Genomic DNA, 17,876 nt, shown 5'->3' on the forward strand with positions numbered 1-17,876 from the left:
CGCTCGTCATTCTCGGTCGAAGCGCAGCGAAGACCCGAGAACCTCTTTCAGAATGTGGCGCCGATCCGCGCCTTCTTGTCCGCAGATGCTCGGGTCAGGCCCGAGCATGACGCTCGTCCATAACAGCGAGACATCCATGCTCAATTTCCTTCGCAACCTGCGCGGCCTGGCCGCGCCGGACCAGAAGCGCTCGCGCGTCGGGCCGTTGATCGCATTGCATGAAACCGGGCGGCCGGTCTGGACGCCGCGCGATTACACGGCTTTGGCGCGCGAAGGTTACGAGCGCAATCCGGTCGTGCATCGCTGCGTTCGGCTGATCGCCGAAGCGGCGGCGCAGACACCGCTCGTCGCCAAGGTCGGTGAGCGGGAAATGCCTGATCACCCGGTCCTTGGGCTGATCGAACGCCCCAACCCGCGCCAGGGCGGCATCGCCTTTCGCGAGACGCTGTACGGCCATCTGCTCGTCGCCGGAAACGCCTATGTCGAAGCGGCCAGCGTCGGCAGCGAACCGCGCGAGCTTTATGCGCTGCGGCCCGACCGGATGCGGGTCGTGCCTGGTCGCGACGGCTGGCCGGAGGCCTATGATTATACGGTCGGCGGCGACACCATGCGCTTTCGCCAGGACGAGGCGGCCTTGCCGCCGATCCTGCACCTGACGCTGTTCCATCCGGCCGACGATCACTACGGACTCTCGCCGATCGAGGCCGGCGCCTGCTCGCTCGACATCCACAACGCTGCCAGCGCCTGGCACAAGGCGCTGCTCGACAACGCAGCTCGCCCGTCTGGCGCCCTGGTCTATGACGGGCCCGACGGCGCGACGCTGACCGAAGCCCAGTTCGAGCGCCTGAAACAGGAGCTGGAAGACAGTTTCCAGGGCGCCCGCAATGCCGGCCGGCCGCTGCTGCTCGAAGGCGGGCTGGACTGGAAGCCGCTGTCGCTGACGCCGGCGGAGCTCGATTTCGTCGCCGCCAAGGGCGTCGCGGCGCGCGAGATCGCGCTCGCCTTCGGCGTGCCGCCTCTGCTGCTCGGACTGCCGGGCGACAACACCCACGCGAATTTCGCCGAGGCGAACCGCGCCTTCTGGCGCCAGACCGCGATCCCACTCGTCCGGCGCACGGCGCAGTCGCTGGCGCAATGGCTCGGGCCGGCCTTTGGCGGTGACCTGACACTGGAGCCCGATCTCGATGCGATCGAGGCGCTCGCAGAGGAGCGCGAATCGCTCTGGCGGCGGCTCAGCGCCGCGCCCTTCCTCAGCACGGACGAGAAGCGCGAAGCGGTCGGTTACGGCCGCGGCGAGGCTTCAACCACGGAGGCGGAGTCATGAATGCATTCGAACAGGTCGTCGCGGCCATCGTCGGCCGGGGCGATGTCGGCCATCTCGGGCTCCTGCTCTGGGCAGGCTGCGCCTCGGCCTTCGCCTTCTTCGCGCTGCGCGAACTCACCGCAGCCAACAAGCGCTTCGACGATTTCGTCCGCGAGCTCAATCGCTTCAACAGCCGCAATGAGGGAGACGGCGCATGACCCGGTCGGGTGAAAAGCAGCCTTCGCAATCCGCCTCGCCAGGGGCCGGGCCGGCCCCGCCGCCCAATTCTGGCCGCACCGGCTTCGCCACGACCGACACGTTCGGGCGCTTCATCCGCAATCTTGCCCGGCTCGAGGGGCTCCCGCGCGGCCAGCGCCAGAAAGGTGGGGAGGGCGGCCGATGAGAACGGCGCCTTGGGTGGGCTCGATGGCGCGCGACGCGCCCTTCGCCAGCGAATCCAAGTTCCTGGCGCTGCCGCCGACGCGCATTCGCGCCGACGGCACCTTCGAAGGCTATGCGAGCCTGTTCCACATAGCCGATCTCGGCAAGGACGTGGTCGAGCCGGGCGCCTTCCGGGAAAGCCTCGTTCGGCGCGGTGCCGCGGGCATCAAGCTGCTCTGGCAGCACGATCCGGCGGAACCGATCGGGCGCTGGCTCACGCTCTACGAGGATTCGCGCGGGCTCTTCGTGCGCGGCCAGCTCTCGCTCGCCGTGACCCGCGCCCGCGAGATCCATGCCCTGATGCGCGAAGGCGCGGTCGACGGCCTGTCAATCGGCTTCAGGCCGGAGAAGGCGCGCACCGAACCGCGTTCCGGCCTGCGTCGGCTCGAAAGGGTCGATCTCTGGGAGATCTCGATCGTCACCTTCCCGATGCTGCCGCAGGCGCGCGTCTCGGCCGTCAAGGCCGTGTCGCGCGCAGCCTTCGCCGCCCGCCCCTGAAACTGCTTCACCCCGAGGAGAAACCATGACTGCTTCGAACCAAGCTCCTGAAACCAAGGCTGCGGGCGTCGATCTGGCGCTGGCCCTGGACGACGTTCGCTACGCCTTCGAGAGCTATCGCGCGACCAACGACCAGCGCCTGGCCGAGGTCGAATCCCGCGGCGGCGTCGACCCGCTCACCGAGGAGAAGCTGGCGCGCATCGATGCCGCGCTGGACGAGTCCCGGCGCCGGATGGATCGGGTCGTGCTCGACCGGAGCCGGCCCGCCATCGGGCAGGATACGGCGCGCGATCCGCTGGTCCACGAGCACAAGGCCGCCTTCGCCTCCTATATCCGCAGCGGCGAGGCCGGCGGCCTGAAGCGGCTCGAAGGCAAGGCGCTCTCGGCCGGCTCGGGCCCCGACGGCGGCTACCTTGCTCCGTCGACGGTCGAGGGCGAGATCCTGCGCCGTCTTGCCGCCGTCTCGCCGGTCCGCGCCATCGCCACGGTGCGGACGATCTCGTCGGGCACCTACAAGAAGGCGTTCTCGACCACCGGGCCGGCATCGGGCTGGGTCGCGGAAGCTGCCGCGCGGCCGCAGACCGGCTCGCCGACGCTCGCCGAGCTCAGCTTCCCGGCGATGGAACTCTACGCCATGCCGGCGGCGACGCAGACCCTGCTCGACGACGCGATCGTCAATATCGACCAGTGGATCGCCGAGGAGGTGGAGAGCGCCTTCGCCGAGCAGGAGGGCGCTGCTTTCGTCAATGGCGATGGCGTCGACAAGCCCAAGGGCTTCCTCGCCTACCCGGCGGTTGCCGACGCGAGCTGGAGCTGGGGCAATATCGGCGTGCTCAACACGGGCGTCGCCGGCGCCTTCGCCGCCTCGAACCCGAGCGACGTCCTGGTCGATCTCGTCTACGCGCTGAAGGCTGGCTATCGCCAGAACGCCAGCTTCGTGATGAATCGCAAGACCCAGGGCGTCATCCGCAAGTTCAAGGACGCGAACGGCAACTATCTCTGGCAGCCCCCGGCCTCGGCCGGTGCGCCGGCGACGCTGCTCGGCTTCCCGCTGGTCGAGGCAGAGGACATGCCGAACCTCGCCAACAATGCGATCTCGATCGCGTTCGGCGATTTCCGCCGCGGCTATCTCGTCGTCGATCGCGCCGGGGTCCGCATCCTGCGCGATCCCTATTCGGCCAAGCCCTATGTGCTGTTCTATACGACCAAGCGCGTGGGTGGCGGCGTGCAGGACTTCGCCGCCATCAAGGGCCTGAAGTTCGCGGTCTGAGACCTTCGGCAGGGCCTATCGGCTGAACCACCAGCTGTAACTGGCGCGCGGCGGGACAGGAGCCTCCTGCCGCGCGTCGCCGCCGAGCGCGAGCAAACGGCCGCTCGCCTCGGTGATCCAGGCGCGGTGGTCGCTGATCGGCGTGATCGCGGTGAAGCCGCCGCAGATGCGCCGAACCCGCGAGTTCAACGGCCCACTCGACCAGCTCACGATCCCGACAAGGTCACGCGACGAGGCCGTGCCGCGCAGGACGGGGCCACCGGAATCGCCGCGGCAGGCGCCGGCACCGGGCGCCTCGCCCATGGCCTGCGTGTCGACCGCGACCTTGACCGTGTTCGACGTCGTATAATTGCCGGCATTGACCAGCCGGGCTTCGCGCAGACGCCGCGCGGTGCCCTTGTTGTTCTCGACTGAGAGGCCGAAGCCCGCCATCGTCACGGTCTCGCCCTGCGAGAGTCCGCTTCCGAGCGACAGCGGCTCGATATCCGCGGGCAACGGCCTGGAGAGGCGAAGGACGGCGAGATCGGTCCCGGGCTGGGTGCGCGGGGTCGTTCCCGGCACGAAGCTCGGATGCGGCAGGACCGAGATCACGGGGTGGGTGCGGCTGCGGAAGCGCGCGTCGAGGCTGACGACCCTGACCGCGCCGCCGCCCATCAGGCAATGCGCGGCGGTGAGCACGAGTTCCGGCGCGATCGCGGCTCCGGAGCAGAGTTCGCCGCGGCTGGTCTCGACCCGCAGGGTCCAGGCCCGGGGGCCGTCGACGCCGCGCGAGACCGTGCCGCCCACCACCGCCACGGCGGGTGAGGCGGCACTGAGCGTGGCGGTCAAAGCAAGGATGAGAGCGCGAGATGTCATTGAGCGACCGCCGTTTCGACTGCGCCACACTCTATGGTCTGCGTCGCGGCAGTCCAGTCTTTCGATCAGCGACCTGTTGTCCATGAGGCGCTTTCACCCCATTGCGACAAGGTCCGGTCGATCCATCCGCGCTGGGGCGCGACGAGGACGCCCTGGCTGAGCCGGCCGCAGCGCATCCCCTTCGGCCCGGTCGACCAGCTCGTCACCGCGACCACGCCGTCGCCGCCATGCAGGATCGGGCCGCCCGAATCGCCCTGGCAGGCGCCGGCGCCGGGCCGGTTTGACGCGGCTGCCGGGTCGGACGCCCAGATCAGGATCTTTCCCGGGCCGTAAGGCTCGACCGCCGTCAGCGTGACCGAGCGATAGGTGCCGGTCGTGCGCGCCTCGCCTTCGCGCGAGACGCCGTAGCCGGCAAGGGTGATCTGGGCGCCGGCGCGCGGCAACGCCCCGTCGACGAGCGCGGCCGGAGAAAACCGGGCGGGCAGTGGCGAGGAGAGCCGCAGCAGCGCCAGGTCGACCGACCGGCGCCGCGTGCTGATCGCCTTGGCGTCGAATTCGGGATGGAAGGAGACCGTGGCCGGCGGAAGAAGGATCGGCTCGCCGCTGTCATCCTTCCAGTGGATCCGCAAATCGACGCCGCCCTCGGTGCAATGCGCCGCGGTCAGGATCGCTTTCGAGGACAGCACGATCCCGGTGCAGACGCCGCCGCGTGCGTTCAGGACCATCAGTGTCGAGGCGGCGGAGGGCCCGCCCTCGCGCCCGCCCAGCACGGCCGAAGCCGGCGTCGCCGCCAGAATCCCGGCGAGCGCCAATCCACCGAAGCCAAACGCCTGACCGACCTTCATCGAGCTTCCTCTCCTCGCGAGACGGGTTCGATAGCGCGTCGGCCTGGACAAATGAACCCGCAATCGGAGCGACCATGACGCCACTCGCCCTGACGCCCCCCGCCTCTGAGCCGGTTTCGCTGGCCGAGGCCAAGCTCTTCCTGCGGCTCGATACGGCCGACGAGGACGAGTTGCTCGGTACGCTGATCACCGCCTCGCGGCTGATGATCGAAGCTGCCGCCGGCCGCATGCTGATCGATCAGACCTGGCGGATCGTGCTCGACCGCTGGCCTGAGAGCGGCGAGATCCGCCTGCCCCTTTCGCCTGTCAGCACGATTGTCGCCGCCCGTGTTTTCGACGCGCTCGGCACGCCCCATCCGGTCGAGGCCGGGCGCCTCGTGCTCGACGCCCGCTGCGATCCGCCAGCGGTCCGGATCGCGGGAGAGGCGCCCGAAATCGGTCGGGCGCGTAGCGCGATCGAGATCGATGTCGTCGCCGGTTACGGGCCGACCGCGGCAGCGGTGCCGGCGCCGCTGCGGCAGGCGGTGTTGCGGCTCACCACGCGCTGGTTCGAGCAGCGCGGCGACGTCGTCGGGCGCGATGCGGCGGCCTTGCCCGCGGAGATCGCGGCTCTGGTCGCGCCCTATCGCCGCGCGAGGCTGTGACCATGTCGCCGATGCAGCAAGACAAGGCTCCGGTCGGCGCCCTGCGCCGCCGGCTCGTTCTCGAGGCGCCGGTGGCGACGCCGGATGGGGTGGGCGGCTCCGTCCGGGCCTTCTCGGCCGTCGCCGCGCTCTGGGGCGCCGTCGAGTGGTTGTCCGGTGACGAGCGCTGGCGCGCCGGCCGACCCGAGCAGGTCGCGACGCATCGCATCACGCTGCGCTGGCGCGCCGGCCTCGACGCCAGCCAACGATTTCGCGACGGCGACCGCATCTTCGAGATCCGCGCGGTCGCGGACCCCGATGGAGATCGCCGCCGCCTGGTTTGCCTGGTTGAGGAGACGGGACCATGAGCGGCGCCATTCTCGCTCTCCGGGCGGCGATCCAGGCGCGCCTGGTCGCCGATGACGCTTTGACCGGGCTAATCGGGCCCGGCCGCGTGCATGACGAGGCGCCCCGCGCGGCCAAGGGCGTCTATGTCACCCATGGCGAGGTCGACGCCCGCGACTGGTCGACCGGCAGCGACAGTGGCTGCGAGCAGGAGGTGGCGCTCGTGGTCTGGGCCGGCGAAAGCGGCTCCTCGAAGCTCGCCCTCGAAGCCGCTGCCGCCATCGTCCGCTCGCTTGATCACGCGCCGCTCGCCTTGAGCGGGCACAACCTGGTCAACCTGACCTGGCAGTCCAGCCGATTGGCGCGGGACGCCAGAACGGGGCTCGCCTTCGTCACCATCCGCTTTCGCGCCGTGACCGAAACCCACTGAGATATCGAACAGGAGAGGCCGATGTCGGCACAGAAAGGCAAGGATCTGCTGCTCAAGGCGGCGGATGCAGGCGGAGCTTTCGTCACCGTGGCGGGCCTACGCGCCCGCCAGATCGCGTTCAATGCCGAAAGCGTCGACGTGACCCATTCGGAATCGGCCGGACGCTGGCGCGAGCTCCTGGCCGGCGCCGGCATGAGGCGCGCCAGCATCAGCGGTGCCGGCATCTTCAAGGACGAAGCCTCCGACGCGCTGGTGCGCCAGATCTTCTTCGACGGCGCGATCCGCAATTGGCAGGTGGTCGTTCCGGATTTCGGCACGATCACGGGCGCCTTCCAGCTTTCGAGCCTGGAATATCGCGGCGACCACGCCGGCGAGGTCACCTTCGATCTCTCGCTTGAATCGGCGGGCCAGCTCACCTTCGTCCAGCTGTGAGGGCACGCGCATGATCAATCGACACAGGGGCGAGACGGCTCTGATGGTCGCAGGCGAGGCCTTGCCGATGCGGCTGACGCTGGGCGCGCTTGCCGAACTCGAGGACGCCTTCGCCGTCGACAGCCTGCCCGCGCTCGGCGAGCGCTTCACGGGCGGCAAGCTCTCGGCCCGCGACGTGACGCGAATCCTGACCGCAGGCCTGCGCGGAGCCGGCGGTGGCTTCACCGAGCAGCAGGTCGCGGCGTTCGCCTTCGACGGCGGGCTGAACGGCGCGATCGCTGCGGCGATCCGGCTGCTCGACGCGACCTTCGGTACGCCTCCGGAGGAGGAGATGCGATCGCCGCACCCTCAGGTGCCGCCGGCGACCTGAAAGCGCCGGCGGCCGTTCCATTCCCGTGGCGCGAGGTCATGGCCTTCGGCCTCGGCCGGCTCGGCTGGGCGCCGGAGCAGTTCTGGGCGGCGACACCGCGCGAGGTCGCGGCTGCCCTGAGCTTTCATGCTGGCGCCGTGCCCGCGGGCGCGCCCGACCGCAATGCGCTGACAAGCCTGATGACGGCGCATCCGGACCTGCGGGCCGATGCATCGGCGACGCTGCACGATATTGAGGAGACGACATGCTCGATGATGATCAGAACCTGACTGGAAGGCTGTCGGATCTGCGCTCGCTTTCAAACCTGACGCGCGACCTCAGTCGCTCGTCGGATGCTTTCGGGCGGTCGATCACCAATGCCTTCGCCAAGGGCATCGTCGAGGGCAAGCGTTTCGAGGACGTGTTGCGCAGCGTCGGCAAGTCGATGACCGAGAGCCTGCTCAAGAGCGCGCTGAAGCCGCTGCAGGGCGGGCTTTCCAGCCTGCTCGGCACCGGCCTCAAGAGCCTGACCGGATTGTTCACCGGAACCGGCTTCGGCTCGATCGGCACGGGCCTGCCCGTCTTGCCCTTCGCCGATGGCGGTGTGATCGCCGCCCCGGCCTATTTCCCGCTCGGGCGCGGCCTCGGGCTGATGGGCGAGCAAGGCGCCGAGGCGATCCTGCCGCTCTCGCGCGGCCCGGACGGCAAGCTCGGCGTGCGCGCAGGAGGCGAAGGACGCAGGCCGCTCAGCGTCACCGTCCAGGTGACGACGCCCGATGCCGACAGCTTCCGCCGCTCGGAGGCTCAGGTCTCCGCGGCGATCGCCCGCGCGGTGGCGCGGGGGAGCAGGGCGCTGTGAGGGAGCCGCCCGCAGCCATCCGAATTCGCAGAGGACGCAACGCATGAGCGATTTCCATGAGGAGCGGTTTCCGCTCGATATCGCCCGTGGCGCGCGCGGTGGGCCGGAGCGGCTGACGCAGATCGTCGCGCTCGCCTCGGGCCGGGAGGTGCGCAACAGCCGCTGGGCCCATTCCCGACGCCGCTACGATGCCGGCGTCGGCGTGCGCAGCCTCGATGCGCTCGCAGCGATCATCACGTTCTTCGAGGAGCGTCGCGGCCGGCTCTACGGTTTTCGCTGGCGCGACCAGCTCGACTGGAAGAGCTGCCCGCCTTCGCTGGCGCCCTCGGCGACGGACCAGGTCATTGGGATCGGCGACGGCGCCACCACCGTGTTCCAGCTTTGCAAGGACTATGGCACGGGCCTCACGGCTTATCGTCGTCCTGTCGTGAAGCCCTGGCCAGGTTCTGTGCTCGTTGCCGTCAACGGCGCGCTTCAGGCACAGCCGCAGGACGTTTCTTGCAACATCGCGACGGGTCTCGTGACCTTCGCGCCCGGTAAAACCCCACCGCCCGGCAGCAGCATCACCGCCGGCTTCGCCTTCGACGTCCCCGTCCGTTTCGACATCGACATGATCGAGGTCGATCTCTCGGCCTTCGAGGCCGGTGAGATCCCCAGGATTCCGATTGTCGAGATCAAGCTCTGAGGCTTCGCTCATGCGTGACGTTCCTGCCGGCCTCGCCGCCCATTTCGCCAGCGGCGCGACGACGCTTTGCCGCTGCTGGAGCCTGACCCGGAACGACGGGCTGGTGCTCGGTTTCACCGACCACGATCGCGATCTCGCCTTTGACGGGGTCAGTTTCGCCTCGACCATCGCGCTCGACACGGCCGAGACCGCGGCGGAGCTCGGTTTCGCGATCGGCGGCGGCGAGGTGTCAGGCGCCTTCGCGGCAATCGGATTGAACGAGGCCGACCTGACCCGGGGCCTGTACGACGATGCGCGCGTTTCGATCTGGCTGGTGAACTGGGCGGATCCGAGCCAGCGCCTGCTGCTGGAAACGGGCTTCGTCGGCGAGATCCGGCGCAGCGACCTCGCCTTCACGGCCGAGGTGAGGGGCCTCGCCAAGGCCTTCGACGAGGAGCGCGGCCGGCTTTATACGCGCGCCTGCTCGGCCGATCTCGGCGATGCCCGCTGCGGCGTGGCGGTCGCCACGGTCAACGGCGCGGTCTCGACCACGGATGGGCGGATCGGGCTGACGGCCGCCTCGCTTGGCGCGCATGCGGACGGCTATTTCACCGGCGGCCGGATCACCTTCACCAGCGGCGCGAATATCGGCTTCGCGACCGAAGTGAAGCGGCATGCCGCTGCGAGCGGCCTGGTCGCAATCCAGCTCTGGCAGGCGCCGCTTGGCCCGATCGTGCCCGGCGACGCTTTCAGCATCACGCCCGGCTGCGACAAGAGCTTCGCGACCTGCCGGGCCAAGTTCGGAAATGGAGTCAACTTTCGCGGCTTTCCGCATATCCCGGGCAACGATTTCGTCATTGGCGGCGTGCGCCCGGGCGATGGCGCGCTGGATGGCGGGAGCCTGTTCCGATGAACGCGCCGATTTCTCGGGAGCTGATCGTCGCTCAGGCCCGCCTCTGGCTCGGCACGCCCTATCATCATCAAGCCTCGCTGCGTGGTGTCGGTTGCGATTGCCTCGGGCTGATCCGCGGCGTCTGGCGCGACCTTTACGGCGAGGAGCCCGAGGCTCCGCCGCCTTATTCGCCGAACTGGGCCGAAAGCGCGCGCGAGGAGAGCCTTGCGGCTGCGGCTTTCCGGCATTTGCGTCCCTGCGAGGTGGGCGCCGCACGCCCCGGCGACGTCCTGCTGTTCCGCTGGCGCGAGCATCTCCCGGCCAAGCATTGCGCGATCCTGACCGAGCCCGGGCTCATCCTCCATGCCCATGACGGAGCGGAGGTCAGCGAGGTCGCGTTCACCGGCTGGTGGCGGCGCCATCTGAGCCACGCCTTTTCGTTCCCGGAGGTCTCGATCTGATGGCCACGCTTCTTCTTTCCGTCGCTGGCGCCGCACTGGGTTCCGCGCTTGGCGCCGGCTCGATGGGTGTGGCGATCGGCGGCGTCGCCGGCAGCATGATCGACCAGTCGCTGCTTGGCGGCGGTGGGAAAACCCGCCTGATCGAGGGCCCGCGGCTCAAGGAGATCGACGGACTCGCCTCGACCGAGGGCGCCCCCATTCCGCGCCTCTACGGCCGCTCGCGCCTGGGCGGGCAATTGATCTGGGCGACGCGCTTCGACGAGGAGATCACGACCACCGTCACGCGTACCAAGGGAGGCGGAAAGGCTGGCCAGAAGGCGCAGAAGACCTATGAGGCGACCTATAACTACTACGCCAATCTCGCCGTCGGGCTTTGCGAAGGGCCGATCGCCTTCGTGCGCCGGGTCTGGGCCGATGGTCGCGAACTCGACCTCGGCTCGATCGTCATGCGCGTCCATGCTGGACATGAAAACCAGCAGCCCGATCCGCTGATCGCGGTCAAGGAGGCGGGCGCGGCGCCGGCCTATCGCGGCATGGCCTATGTCGTCTTCGAGCGCCTGCCGCTCGCCGATTACGGCAACCGGGTTCCGCAGTTCTCGTTCGAGGTCGTGCGCCGGGTCGAAGGGCTCAGCGGGATGATCCGCGCCGTGACGCTGATCCCAGGCGCGAGCGAGTTCATCTATCACACCGTGCCGGTCAGCCATGAGCCCGAACCGGGCGTGACCGCGAGCGAGACGCGCCATCAGCTCCAGGCCGGCACCGATGTCGATGCCGCGATCACGCACTTGCTGTCGCTGTGCCCGAGCCTGCGCCGGGTCTCGCTGGTGGTGAGCTGGTTCGGCAACGACCTGCGTGCCGGCTCCTGCACGATCGCGCCGCGCGTCGAGATCGCGGTCAAGCCGACCGTTGGGGCCGAATGGTCGTCCGCCGGGCTCGACCGCGCCTCGGCGCAGGTTGTCAGCCTGTCGGGCGGCCATCCCGCCTATGGCGGCACGCCATCGGACGAAAGCGTCGTCGCGCTGATCCGGCGGCTGCGCGAGGTCTATGGCCTCGAGGTCGTGCTCTACCCGTTCGTGATGATGGATGTCCCGGCCGGGAACGATCTGGTCGATCCGCGAACGGGACTGGCCGGCCAGCCTCCCTATCCCTGGCGTGGCCGCATCACCTGCTCGCCCGCGCCAGAGAGGCCCGGCACGGTCGACGGCAGCGCGACGGCTGCGAGCCAGGTCGCCGATTTCCTCGGCACCGCTACCTCGGCCGACTTCGCGCTCGATGGCGACGAGGTGGTCTGTGCTCTGCCTGAGGAATGGAGCTTCCGCCGGCTGATCCTGCACTATGCCATGCTGGCTTCGACCGCCGGCGGGGTCGAGGGCTTCGTGATCGGCTCGGAGCTCGTCGGGCTGACCCGCGTGCGCGGCGCCTCGGGTTATCCGATGGTGGATGGCTTGGTCGCGCTTGCCGCCGATGTCCGCTCGATTCTGCCGGCCTGGACGAAACTGACCTATGCCGCCGACTGGACGGAATACGGCGCCCATGTCCGCGAGGGCGGCCAGGAGATCCGCTTCCCGCTCGATCCGCTCTGGGCCTCGCCGGCCATCGACGCGATCGGCGTTGATTTCTATCCGCCCTTGTCGGACTGGCGCGACTCGAGCGACCACCTCGATGCCGCGATCGCGCGCGGCGCGTCCGATGTCAGCTACCTGCGCTCGCGCCTGACCTCGGGCGAGGCCTATGACTGGTATTATGTCGACGCCAGCGGCCGCACCGCCCAGCAACGCCTGCCGATCAGCGACGGCGCCTATCAGAAGCCGTGGATCCACCGCCCCAAGGACCTGGTGAACTGGTGGAGCAATCCGCATGTCGAGCGGGCGGGCGGGGTCGAGACCGCAACCACGGCTTGGGCGCCGGGCTCAAAGCCGATCTGGCTGACCGAGATCGGCCTGCCGGCTGTCGACAAGGGCGGCAACTCGCCCAATGTCTTCCCCGATCCGAAATCCTCGGATGGCGGCTATCCGCATTTCTCCAGCGGCGCGCGCGACGATCTCGTGCAGGCGAGGGGGCTGGAAGCGATCATCTCCGGTTTCGATCCGGCCCGCGCCGGCTTCGATCCCGCGCGCAATCCGATCCATCTCCAGAGCGGCCTTCGCATGGTCGACCCGGCCAATATCTTCGTCTGGACCTGGGATGCGCGGCCATTTCCAGCCTTCCCGGATCTGCAGACGGTCTGGGCGGACGGCCTCAACTGGGAGACCGGGCACTGGATCAACGGGCGCCTCGAAGGCACGCCGCTGGACCGCCTCATCGCTGCGCTCCTGGCCGATTTCGGCCTGCCGGCTCCCGCCGAGTTGGTGGTGGACGGCTTCCTCGACGGCTATGTGCTCGATCGCCCGCTCTCGGCGCGCCAGGCGCTCGAACCGCTCGCCGAGGCCTTCGGCTTCGACGCGACGATGGTGTCCGGCAAGCTCACGATGCGTGGTCGTGGCGGCAAGGTCGCTCGCGCCCTGGGCCTGGACGACCTGCTGCTGGATCGCGACGGACGGCCCTATGAATTGCGCCGTGCGCAAGAAACCGAGCTGCCGCGCGAGTTGCGCCTTTCGTTCAGTGACGGCGACAGCGATTATCGTCGGGCCACGGCGCGTTCGCGTCGCCTGGCCGGCGCGGCGCGGCGGGAGAACAGCGTCGAGACCGCGATCGTGACGCGGCCGGCGGAAGGGCAGCGCCTCGCCGACCAGCGTCTGCAGGAAGTCTGGGCGGGGCGGGAAACCATCGAACTGGACCTGTCGCCGCGCTGCATCGACCTCGAGCCGGGCGATGTCGTCTCGCTCGCCGTCGACGGCAACGAGCGGCTGTTCCGCCTGACGCGGATCAGCGACGGCCCCAGCCGCCAGGCGAGTGGGCGCGCCGTGGAGCCGGCGATCTATGCGCCGGCCGGCATCACGGGCCCGCGCCGGCCGCCGCGCTTGCCGCCGTCCCTGCCGGGGCGTCCGCTGGTGGTTCCCTTCGACCTGCCGATCGTGACCGCTCAACCCCCGCCCTTGCTTCATCTCGCCGCCTATGCGGCCCCCTGGCCGGGCGGGCTCGCGGTCTGGCGGGCGGAGGAGGGCGGCGCGTTTGCATTGCTGCGGCTGGTGGAAGCGCCGTCGATCGTCGGCGAGACAACGACGGTCCTGCCTCCGGGGCCGCTCTGGCGCACGGATTCTCGCTCCGTGCTCGAGCTGCGGCTGCGCGGTGGCGCCTTGTCCTCCGTATCGCCGGAGGCGGCGTTGGCCGGCGCCAATGCGCTTGCGCTCCTGGATTCGAGCGGCACGGTCGAGATCGTGACCGCATCGCGCGTCGAGTTGATCGGCCCGCAGCGTTTCCGACTGTCCGGGATGGTGCGCGGCATCGGCGGCTCGGAAGCGGCTGCATCCCGCATCCTGCCAGCCGGATCGCGGGTCGTTGTGCTCGACGGTGCGGCAGTGCCGCTGGTCACGGAGCTCGCCGATCTCGGGCGGCCGTGGCGCTATCGCATCGGACCTGTCCAGGCCGATATCGGCGAGCCGTCGATGGCCGAAATTTCGGCCGGCGCGAGAGGCGGGGCGCTCTCGCCGCTCTCTCCGGTGCGGCCACGCGCGGGAAGGTCCGCGGCGGGGATCGAGTTGTCATGGGTCAGGCGCACGCGGGTCGACGGCGATTCCTGGGACCTCGCCGAGGTTCCGCTCGGCGAGGAGAGCGAGCGATACGAGGTATCCATCCATGGCGAGGCGGGCTCGGTGCGGGCCGTGTCCACGACCTCGCCGGCCTGGCTTTATCCGGCAGCGCTGGAACTCGCCGATTTCGGTGCAGCACAAGCCGAGATTGAGATCGCGGTCGCGCAGATCAGCGCAGCTGTGGGCAAGGGTCAGGAATGGCGTGGACGGGTGGCCGTGCGCTGACCTATCCTCGGGGAAGCCGACCGGATATTCATTGGGATATTCATGGGGTGTTCAGTTGCTCGGGATTAGCGCATGTCGATGCCCGTCGAAACGATCATTGCCCTGACCCTGCTCACCCAGCCGCTCCCGATCGTCCAGATCGACAGTCAGGAGCCGATCTCCTGCCTGTCCGCTGACGAGATGCGCGAGGCGGTGGCGGATGGCCGGGTCATGCAGCCTGCGCAGGCGTCGCGATATGCCCGCAACGCCGCGCCGGGCGAGGTGGTTCGCATCCGGCTTTGTCGCCAGGGCGACGAGTACGTCTATGTCGTGACGACGCTGAAGCGCGATGGACGGGTCGCCCGCGTCACGCTCGAAGGCCAGTCCGGCAAGGTCTCCACCATACGCTGAACGGCGCGGCCGCGTGTCGCGATGCCGCCCGGACGATCAACACAGGAGTGAGCCGACCGTGAGACTGCTCGTCGTCGAGGACGACAAGGACCTCAACCGCCAGATCGTCACCGCGCTCGAGAACGCCGGTTACGCCGTCGACAAGGCTTTCGACGGCGAGGAGGGGCTCTATCTCGGCGAGACCGAGCCCTATGACGCTGTGATCCTCGATCTCGGCCTGCCCAAGGTCGATGGCGTGGCAGTGCTTCAGGGCTGGCGTCGCGCCGAGAAGACCATGCCCGTGCTGATCCTGACTGCCCGCGATCGCTGGAGCGACAAGGTCTCCGGCTTCGATGCCGGGGCCGACGATTACGTCGTCAAGCCGTTCCATATCGAGGAATTGCTGGCGCGCGTGCGGGCGCTGCTGCGCCGCGCCGCCGGCCACGCCACCTCCGAGCTGACCTGCGGTCCCGTACGGCTCGACACGCGCGCGAGCCGCGTCGTCGTCGACGGCAATCCGGTCAAGCTGACCTCGCATGAATATCGGCTGCTGGCCTACCTGATGCACCATCAGGGCCGCGTTGTTTCGCGGACCGAACTGGTCGAGCATCTCTACGACCAGGATTTCGACAGGGACTCCAACACGATCGAGGTCTTCGTCGGCCGGCTTCGCAAGAAGCTGGGCGTCGAGGTGATCGAAACCGTCCGGGGTCTCGGCTATATCGCCGCCGCGCCCGCCAAGGTCTGATCGCGGACCATGATCGTTACGCCGCACCGCTATTCGCTCGGAGCGCGGCTGTTCCTCTCGGCCGCGGTCTGCTGCGCGCTGGTGCTGGTGCTTGCCGGCTTCGGCCTCACCACCTTCTATCGGCGCTCGGCCGAGCGCGGCTTCGATGAGCGGCTCAGCGTCTATATCAAGGAGCTGGTCGCCGACCTCGCCGCGCCGCCTGAAACCGAACGCCAGGCCATCGGCGACCTCGGCGAACCGCGCTTCGATCTGCCGCTCTCGGGCTGGTACTGGCAGATCGTCAGGCTCGATGGCGAGCGGCCGGTGGTGCGCACCTCGCGTTCTCTCGTCGGCGGGCAACTGCCGAAGCTGCTGGATCAGCAACTGGTTCCGAACCCGCGCGGCCTGCGCGAGAGCTATGTCTCCGGCCCGGACGAACGCTCCCTGCGCATCATCGAGCGCGAGATCGATGTCGGCGAGGACGGACGCTTCACCGTGGGCGTCGCGGCCCCGGCCGACGAGATCGATGGCGACATTCGCGATTTCCGCCTGACGCTGACGCTGACCTTCCTGCTGCTCGGGCTCGCGCTGGTGGCCTCCACTCTCATTCAGGTGCGTTTCGGCCTGCGGCCCCTGGTGAGATTGAGCACCGCGGTGGGTACGGTGCGGACGGGCGAGGCGGCCCGCATCGCCGGGAAATATCCCCCCGACCTGGCGCCGCTCGCAGGCGAGCTCAATCAGCTGATCGATGCCAATCGCGAGATCCTGGAGCGTGCCCGGACCCAGGTCGGCAACCTTGCCCATGCGCTCAAGACCCCGCTCAGCGTGATGATCAACGAGGCGGAAGCCGGCGATCCGCAATTGCCCCAGACGGTCCGTGCCCAGACGGCCGTCATGCGCGATCAGGTCCAGTACTATCTCGACCGGGCCCGGGCGGCGGCTCTCTCGGGCGCGCTCGGCAGCGTCACCGAGGTCGCCCCCTCGCTCGACGCGCTGATCCGGACCTTCGCCAAGATCTCCCAGGGGCGCGACATAACCGGGAGCCACAGTATTCCCGCCCATGTCCGGTTCCGCGGCGAAAAGCAGGATCTCGAGGAGATGCTGGGCAATCTGCTCGACAACGCCTTCAAATGGGCGCAGTCGCGCGTCGAGGTCAGCCTGGCCTCTGGCGTCGAGGACGGGCGTATAGCCCTGCTGATCGATGACGACGGCCCGGGATTGCCGCCCGACGCCCTCGTCGACGTGCTGAAGCGCGGGCGCCGGCTCGACGAGACCACGCCGGGTTCGGGGCTCGGGCTCTCCATCGTGGTCGACCTCGCCAAGCTCTATGGCGGCAATCTGAGCCTGGAGCGCGCGCCGCTGGGCGGCCTGCGCGCCCGCCTGCTGCTTCCCTCCTTGTGACGTGGTTGCCGACGTGACCCTTTGTCGCCATCGTCGGACATGATGCGGAAGCTGTGATTGGCTATTAACGCGACATGCTGATCTGGATCATCTTCGCAGCCATGACGGGGGCAGCGGTTTTCGCTCTGCTCTGGCCGCTCGGGCGCGGGGATCCGAACGCCTTTGCCGAGACCGCCGATGCCAGGAGCCTCTATCGGGCCCAGCTCGGAGAGATCGAGCGTGACCTTGGCCGCGAGCTGATCGGCGCGCCGGAAGCCGAGGCGGCGCGCGCCGAGGCGGCACGCCGCCTCCTGCGGGCGGCCGATCGTCATCCGGACCCCGTCGGGGAAAGCGAGCCGGCCTTGCGCCGTCGCCGCGCCGCTTCGGCGCTGGCTCTGTCCTGCGTGCCGCTCCTGGCGCTGCTGCTCTACGGAGCGCAGGGCTCGCCGATGCAGCCGGACCGCCCCTTGTCGGCGCGGCTGAAGGCTGACCCGGCTCAGGATTTCGACCTGGCGCTCACCCGTATCGAGGCTCATCTTGCGGCCAATCCGAGCGACGGGCGTGGCTGGGCTGTGGTTGCCCCGGTCTATCTGCGGCAGGGGCGCTATGACGATGCCGTGCGCGCCTTCACGGCGGCGATCGAGCATGGCGGCGCCGATGCCGAGCGCCTGGCGGGCCTCGGCGAAGCGCGTGCGCTCGCGGCCGGAGGCGTGGTGACGGCCAGTGCGCGCCAGCCCCTGACCGAAGCGGTCAAGCGCGAACCGGGCAATGCCCGCGCCCGCTTCTTCCTCGCCATCGCCAAGGAGCAGGATGGGGACAGCCGCGGCGCGGCCGATGCGCTGCGCGCCTTGCTGGCCGATGCGCCGGCGGATGCCACCTGGACCGAGATGGTGCGCCAGAGGCTCGCTGGGCTCGAGGCGCCGCCAACCATGGCCGGTTCGATCGCGGCGCTGCCGCCGGCCGACCAGCAGGAGGCCATCAGGGGCATGGTCGCCGGGCTGGCCGAGCGCCTGAAGCAAGGTGGCGGAACGGTGCCCGAATGGTCGCGGCTGATCCGCTCCCAGATGGTTCTGGGCGACAGACCTGCCGCCCTGAGCGCGGTCGCCACCGCGCGCCAGCGGCTGGCCCAGGACGCCACGGCTATGGCCCAGATCGACAGCCTCGCCGGCGAACTCGGGTTGCGGGAGACGGCGCCGTGACCGCTGCCCAGCACGCCCGC

23 protein-coding genes are annotated in these 17,876 nt (G+C 69.2%); 20 read left to right on the forward strand and 3 right to left on the reverse strand.

The genetic code is table 11. The features are described from left to right. Positions 1-6 precede the first annotated feature (6 nt). Positions 7-138, reverse strand: a complete 132-nt coding sequence (locus ACTIF2_RS12420) for a hypothetical protein (RefSeq protein ID WP_439497383.1) — start codon at positions 136-138, stop codon at positions 7-9. Between ACTIF2_RS12420 and ACTIF2_RS12425 the strand changes: the two genes are divergently transcribed. The 5 genes from ACTIF2_RS12425 to ACTIF2_RS12445 are packed head-to-tail and all read left to right on the forward strand — an operon-like array spanning position 137 to position 3,512. Beyond that, a complete protein-coding gene (locus ACTIF2_RS12425; RefSeq protein WP_439497384.1) occupies positions 137-1,324 on the forward strand; it encodes a phage portal protein in 1,188 nt (395 codons plus the stop codon). The two genes, ACTIF2_RS12420 and ACTIF2_RS12425, sit on opposite strands and share 2 nt — an antisense overlap. Beyond that, the gene (locus ACTIF2_RS12430) at positions 1,321-1,521 is read left to right on the forward strand and encodes a hypothetical protein (protein ID WP_439497385.1); all 201 of its coding nucleotides are present in this window, start codon (positions 1,321-1,323) and stop codon (positions 1,519-1,521) included. The genes ACTIF2_RS12425 and ACTIF2_RS12430 overlap by 4 nt, the downstream gene beginning before the upstream one ends. Next, positions 1,518-1,706: a hypothetical protein gene (locus tag ACTIF2_RS12435; protein WP_439497386.1), complete on the forward strand. Its 189-nt coding sequence runs from the start codon at positions 1,518-1,520 to the stop codon at positions 1,704-1,706. Before ACTIF2_RS12430 ends, ACTIF2_RS12435 begins: the two co-directional genes overlap by 4 nt. Then, positions 1,703-2,242: an HK97 family phage prohead protease gene (locus ACTIF2_RS12440; RefSeq protein ID WP_439497387.1), complete on the forward strand. Its 540-nt coding sequence runs from the start codon at positions 1,703-1,705 to the stop codon at positions 2,240-2,242. Before ACTIF2_RS12435 ends, ACTIF2_RS12440 begins: the two co-directional genes overlap by 4 nt. A 25-nt stretch (positions 2,243-2,267) precedes the next feature. Beyond that, complete coding sequence (locus ACTIF2_RS12445) at positions 2,268-3,512, forward strand: phage major capsid protein (RefSeq protein WP_439497388.1); 1,245 nt, start codon at positions 2,268-2,270, stop codon at positions 3,510-3,512. Positions 3,513-3,527: 15 nt separating this feature from the next. Here ACTIF2_RS12445 and ACTIF2_RS12450 read toward each other — a convergent pair whose 3' ends face one another. Together ACTIF2_RS12450 and ACTIF2_RS12455 are read right to left on the reverse strand one after the other, a co-directional pair. Further along, positions 3,528-4,367 (reverse strand): S1 family peptidase, encoded by an 840-nt coding sequence (locus ACTIF2_RS12450; RefSeq protein ID WP_439497389.1) that lies wholly within the window; start codon positions 4,365-4,367, stop codon positions 3,528-3,530. Positions 4,368-4,432: 65 nt separating this feature from the next. Then, positions 4,433-5,212 carry a S1 family peptidase gene (locus tag ACTIF2_RS12455; RefSeq protein ID WP_439497390.1) on the reverse strand — a complete coding sequence of 260 codons (780 nt, stop codon included), beginning with the start codon at positions 5,210-5,212 and terminating at the stop codon, positions 4,433-4,435. A 74-nt stretch (positions 5,213-5,286) separates the two neighbouring features. Between ACTIF2_RS12455 and ACTIF2_RS12460 the strand changes: the two genes are divergently transcribed. From ACTIF2_RS12460 to ccmI, 15 genes are all read left to right on the forward strand, one after another. Beyond that, positions 5,287-5,856, forward strand: a complete 570-nt coding sequence (locus tag ACTIF2_RS12460) for a head-tail connector protein (RefSeq protein ID WP_439497391.1) — start codon at positions 5,287-5,289, stop codon at positions 5,854-5,856. Between the two features lie 2 nt (positions 5,857-5,858). Continuing rightward, positions 5,859-6,203, forward strand: coding sequence for a phage head closure protein (locus ACTIF2_RS12465; RefSeq protein WP_439497392.1), 345 nt, complete (start codon positions 5,859-5,861; stop codon positions 6,201-6,203). Further along, positions 6,200-6,610 carry a DUF3168 domain-containing protein gene (locus ACTIF2_RS12470; protein ID WP_439497393.1) on the forward strand — a complete coding sequence of 137 codons (411 nt, stop codon included), beginning with the start codon at positions 6,200-6,202 and terminating at the stop codon, positions 6,608-6,610. The genes ACTIF2_RS12465 and ACTIF2_RS12470 overlap by 4 nt, the downstream gene beginning before the upstream one ends. Positions 6,611-6,631: 21 nt before the next feature. Then, positions 6,632-7,042, forward strand: a complete 411-nt coding sequence (locus ACTIF2_RS12475) for a phage major tail protein, TP901-1 family (protein ID WP_439497394.1) — start codon at positions 6,632-6,634, stop codon at positions 7,040-7,042. 10 nt (positions 7,043-7,052) lie between these two features. After that, a complete protein-coding gene (locus ACTIF2_RS12480) occupies positions 7,053-7,412 on the forward strand; it encodes a gene transfer agent family protein (protein ID WP_439497395.1) in 360 nt (119 codons plus the stop codon). Then, a complete protein-coding gene (locus tag ACTIF2_RS12485; RefSeq protein ID WP_439497598.1) occupies positions 7,409-7,681 on the forward strand; it encodes a phage tail assembly chaperone in 273 nt (90 codons plus the stop codon). Before ACTIF2_RS12480 ends, ACTIF2_RS12485 begins: the two co-directional genes overlap by 4 nt. Then, positions 7,657-8,250 (forward strand): phage tail tape measure protein, encoded by a 594-nt coding sequence (locus ACTIF2_RS12490; protein ID WP_439497396.1) that lies wholly within the window; start codon positions 7,657-7,659, stop codon positions 8,248-8,250. The genes ACTIF2_RS12485 and ACTIF2_RS12490 overlap by 25 nt, the downstream gene beginning before the upstream one ends. Before the next feature lie 43 nt (positions 8,251-8,293). Then, complete coding sequence (locus tag ACTIF2_RS12495) at positions 8,294-8,935, forward strand: phage distal tail protein, Rcc01695 family (RefSeq protein ID WP_439497397.1); 642 nt, start codon at positions 8,294-8,296, stop codon at positions 8,933-8,935. Positions 8,936-8,945: 10 nt separating this feature from the next. Further along, positions 8,946-9,827: a DUF2163 domain-containing protein gene (locus tag ACTIF2_RS12500; RefSeq protein WP_439497398.1), complete on the forward strand. Its 882-nt coding sequence runs from the start codon at positions 8,946-8,948 to the stop codon at positions 9,825-9,827. Next, positions 9,824-10,267 carry an NlpC/P60 family protein gene (locus ACTIF2_RS12505; protein ID WP_439497399.1) on the forward strand — a complete coding sequence of 148 codons (444 nt, stop codon included), beginning with the start codon at positions 9,824-9,826 and terminating at the stop codon, positions 10,265-10,267. The genes ACTIF2_RS12500 and ACTIF2_RS12505 overlap by 4 nt, the downstream gene beginning before the upstream one ends. Then, positions 10,267-14,181 (forward strand): baseplate multidomain protein megatron, encoded by a 3,915-nt coding sequence (locus ACTIF2_RS12510; protein WP_439497400.1) that lies wholly within the window; start codon positions 10,267-10,269, stop codon positions 14,179-14,181. Before ACTIF2_RS12505 ends, ACTIF2_RS12510 begins: the two co-directional genes overlap by 1 nt. A 72-nt stretch (positions 14,182-14,253) precedes the next feature. Then, complete coding sequence (locus ACTIF2_RS12515) at positions 14,254-14,571, forward strand: PepSY domain-containing protein (protein WP_439497401.1); 318 nt, start codon at positions 14,254-14,256, stop codon at positions 14,569-14,571. A 58-nt stretch (positions 14,572-14,629) separates the two neighbouring features. Beyond that, positions 14,630-15,298 carry a response regulator transcription factor gene (locus tag ACTIF2_RS12520; RefSeq protein ID WP_439497402.1) on the forward strand — a complete coding sequence of 223 codons (669 nt, stop codon included), beginning with the start codon at positions 14,630-14,632 and terminating at the stop codon, positions 15,296-15,298. 9 nt (positions 15,299-15,307) lie between these two features. Then, a complete protein-coding gene (locus tag ACTIF2_RS12525) occupies positions 15,308-16,678 on the forward strand; it encodes a sensor histidine kinase (protein ID WP_439497403.1) in 1,371 nt (456 codons plus the stop codon). A 74-nt stretch (positions 16,679-16,752) separates the two neighbouring features. Continuing rightward, entirely contained in the window at positions 16,753-17,856 is a 1,104-nt protein-coding gene (gene ccmI / locus ACTIF2_RS12530) for a c-type cytochrome biogenesis protein CcmI (RefSeq protein ID WP_439497404.1), read from the forward strand. Positions 17,857-17,876: the final 20 nt, after the last annotated feature.

It is taken from the genome of Allobosea sp. (assembly GCF_051860145.1).
Taxonomy (GTDB): Bacteria; Pseudomonadota; Alphaproteobacteria; order Rhizobiales; family Beijerinckiaceae; genus Allobosea.

Bases quoted from the DNA above. Each gene is read 5' to 3' on its own strand.
- ACTIF2_RS12435 (WP_439497386.1), top strand. From the start codon at position 1,518: ATGACCCGGTCGGGTGAAAAGCAGCCTTCGCAATCCGCCTCGCCAGGG.
- ACTIF2_RS12500 (WP_439497398.1), top strand. From the start codon at position 8,946: ATGCGTGACGTTCCTGCCGGCCTCGCCGCCCATTTCGCCAGCGGCGCG.
- ACTIF2_RS12460 (WP_439497391.1), top strand. From the start codon at position 5,287: ATGACGCCACTCGCCCTGACGCCCCCCGCCTCTGAGCCGGTTTCGCTG.
- ACTIF2_RS12465 (WP_439497392.1), top strand. From the start codon at position 5,859: ATGTCGCCGATGCAGCAAGACAAGGCTCCGGTCGGCGCCCTGCGCCGC.
- ACTIF2_RS12450 (WP_439497389.1), bottom strand. From the start codon at position 4,367: ATGACATCTCGCGCTCTCATCCTTGCTTTGACCGCCACGCTCAGTGCC.
- ACTIF2_RS12455 (WP_439497390.1), bottom strand. From the start codon at position 5,212: ATGAAGGTCGGTCAGGCGTTTGGCTTCGGTGGATTGGCGCTCGCCGGG.
- ACTIF2_RS12515 (WP_439497401.1), top strand. From the start codon at position 14,254: ATGTCGATGCCCGTCGAAACGATCATTGCCCTGACCCTGCTCACCCAG.
- ACTIF2_RS12490 (WP_439497396.1), top strand. From the start codon at position 7,657: ATGCTCGATGATGATCAGAACCTGACTGGAAGGCTGTCGGATCTGCGC.
- ccmI (WP_439497404.1), top strand. From the start codon at position 16,753: ATGCTGATCTGGATCATCTTCGCAGCCATGACGGGGGCAGCGGTTTTC.
- ACTIF2_RS12475 (WP_439497394.1), top strand. From the start codon at position 6,632: ATGTCGGCACAGAAAGGCAAGGATCTGCTGCTCAAGGCGGCGGATGCA.
- ACTIF2_RS12425 (WP_439497384.1), top strand. From the start codon at position 137: ATGCTCAATTTCCTTCGCAACCTGCGCGGCCTGGCCGCGCCGGACCAG.
- ACTIF2_RS12430 (WP_439497385.1), top strand. From the start codon at position 1,321: ATGAATGCATTCGAACAGGTCGTCGCGGCCATCGTCGGCCGGGGCGAT.
- ACTIF2_RS12420 (WP_439497383.1), bottom strand. From the start codon at position 138: ATGGATGTCTCGCTGTTATGGACGAGCGTCATGCTCGGGCCTGACCCG.
- ACTIF2_RS12510 (WP_439497400.1), top strand. From the start codon at position 10,267: ATGGCCACGCTTCTTCTTTCCGTCGCTGGCGCCGCACTGGGTTCCGCG.
- ACTIF2_RS12445 (WP_439497388.1), top strand. From the start codon at position 2,268: ATGACTGCTTCGAACCAAGCTCCTGAAACCAAGGCTGCGGGCGTCGAT.
- ACTIF2_RS12495 (WP_439497397.1), top strand. From the start codon at position 8,294: ATGAGCGATTTCCATGAGGAGCGGTTTCCGCTCGATATCGCCCGTGGC.
- ACTIF2_RS12480 (WP_439497395.1), top strand. From the start codon at position 7,053: ATGATCAATCGACACAGGGGCGAGACGGCTCTGATGGTCGCAGGCGAG.
- ACTIF2_RS12470 (WP_439497393.1), top strand. From the start codon at position 6,200: ATGAGCGGCGCCATTCTCGCTCTCCGGGCGGCGATCCAGGCGCGCCTG.
- ACTIF2_RS12505 (WP_439497399.1), top strand. From the start codon at position 9,824: ATGAACGCGCCGATTTCTCGGGAGCTGATCGTCGCTCAGGCCCGCCTC.
- ACTIF2_RS12525 (WP_439497403.1), top strand. From the start codon at position 15,308: ATGATCGTTACGCCGCACCGCTATTCGCTCGGAGCGCGGCTGTTCCTC.
- ACTIF2_RS12440 (WP_439497387.1), top strand. From the start codon at position 1,703: ATGAGAACGGCGCCTTGGGTGGGCTCGATGGCGCGCGACGCGCCCTTC.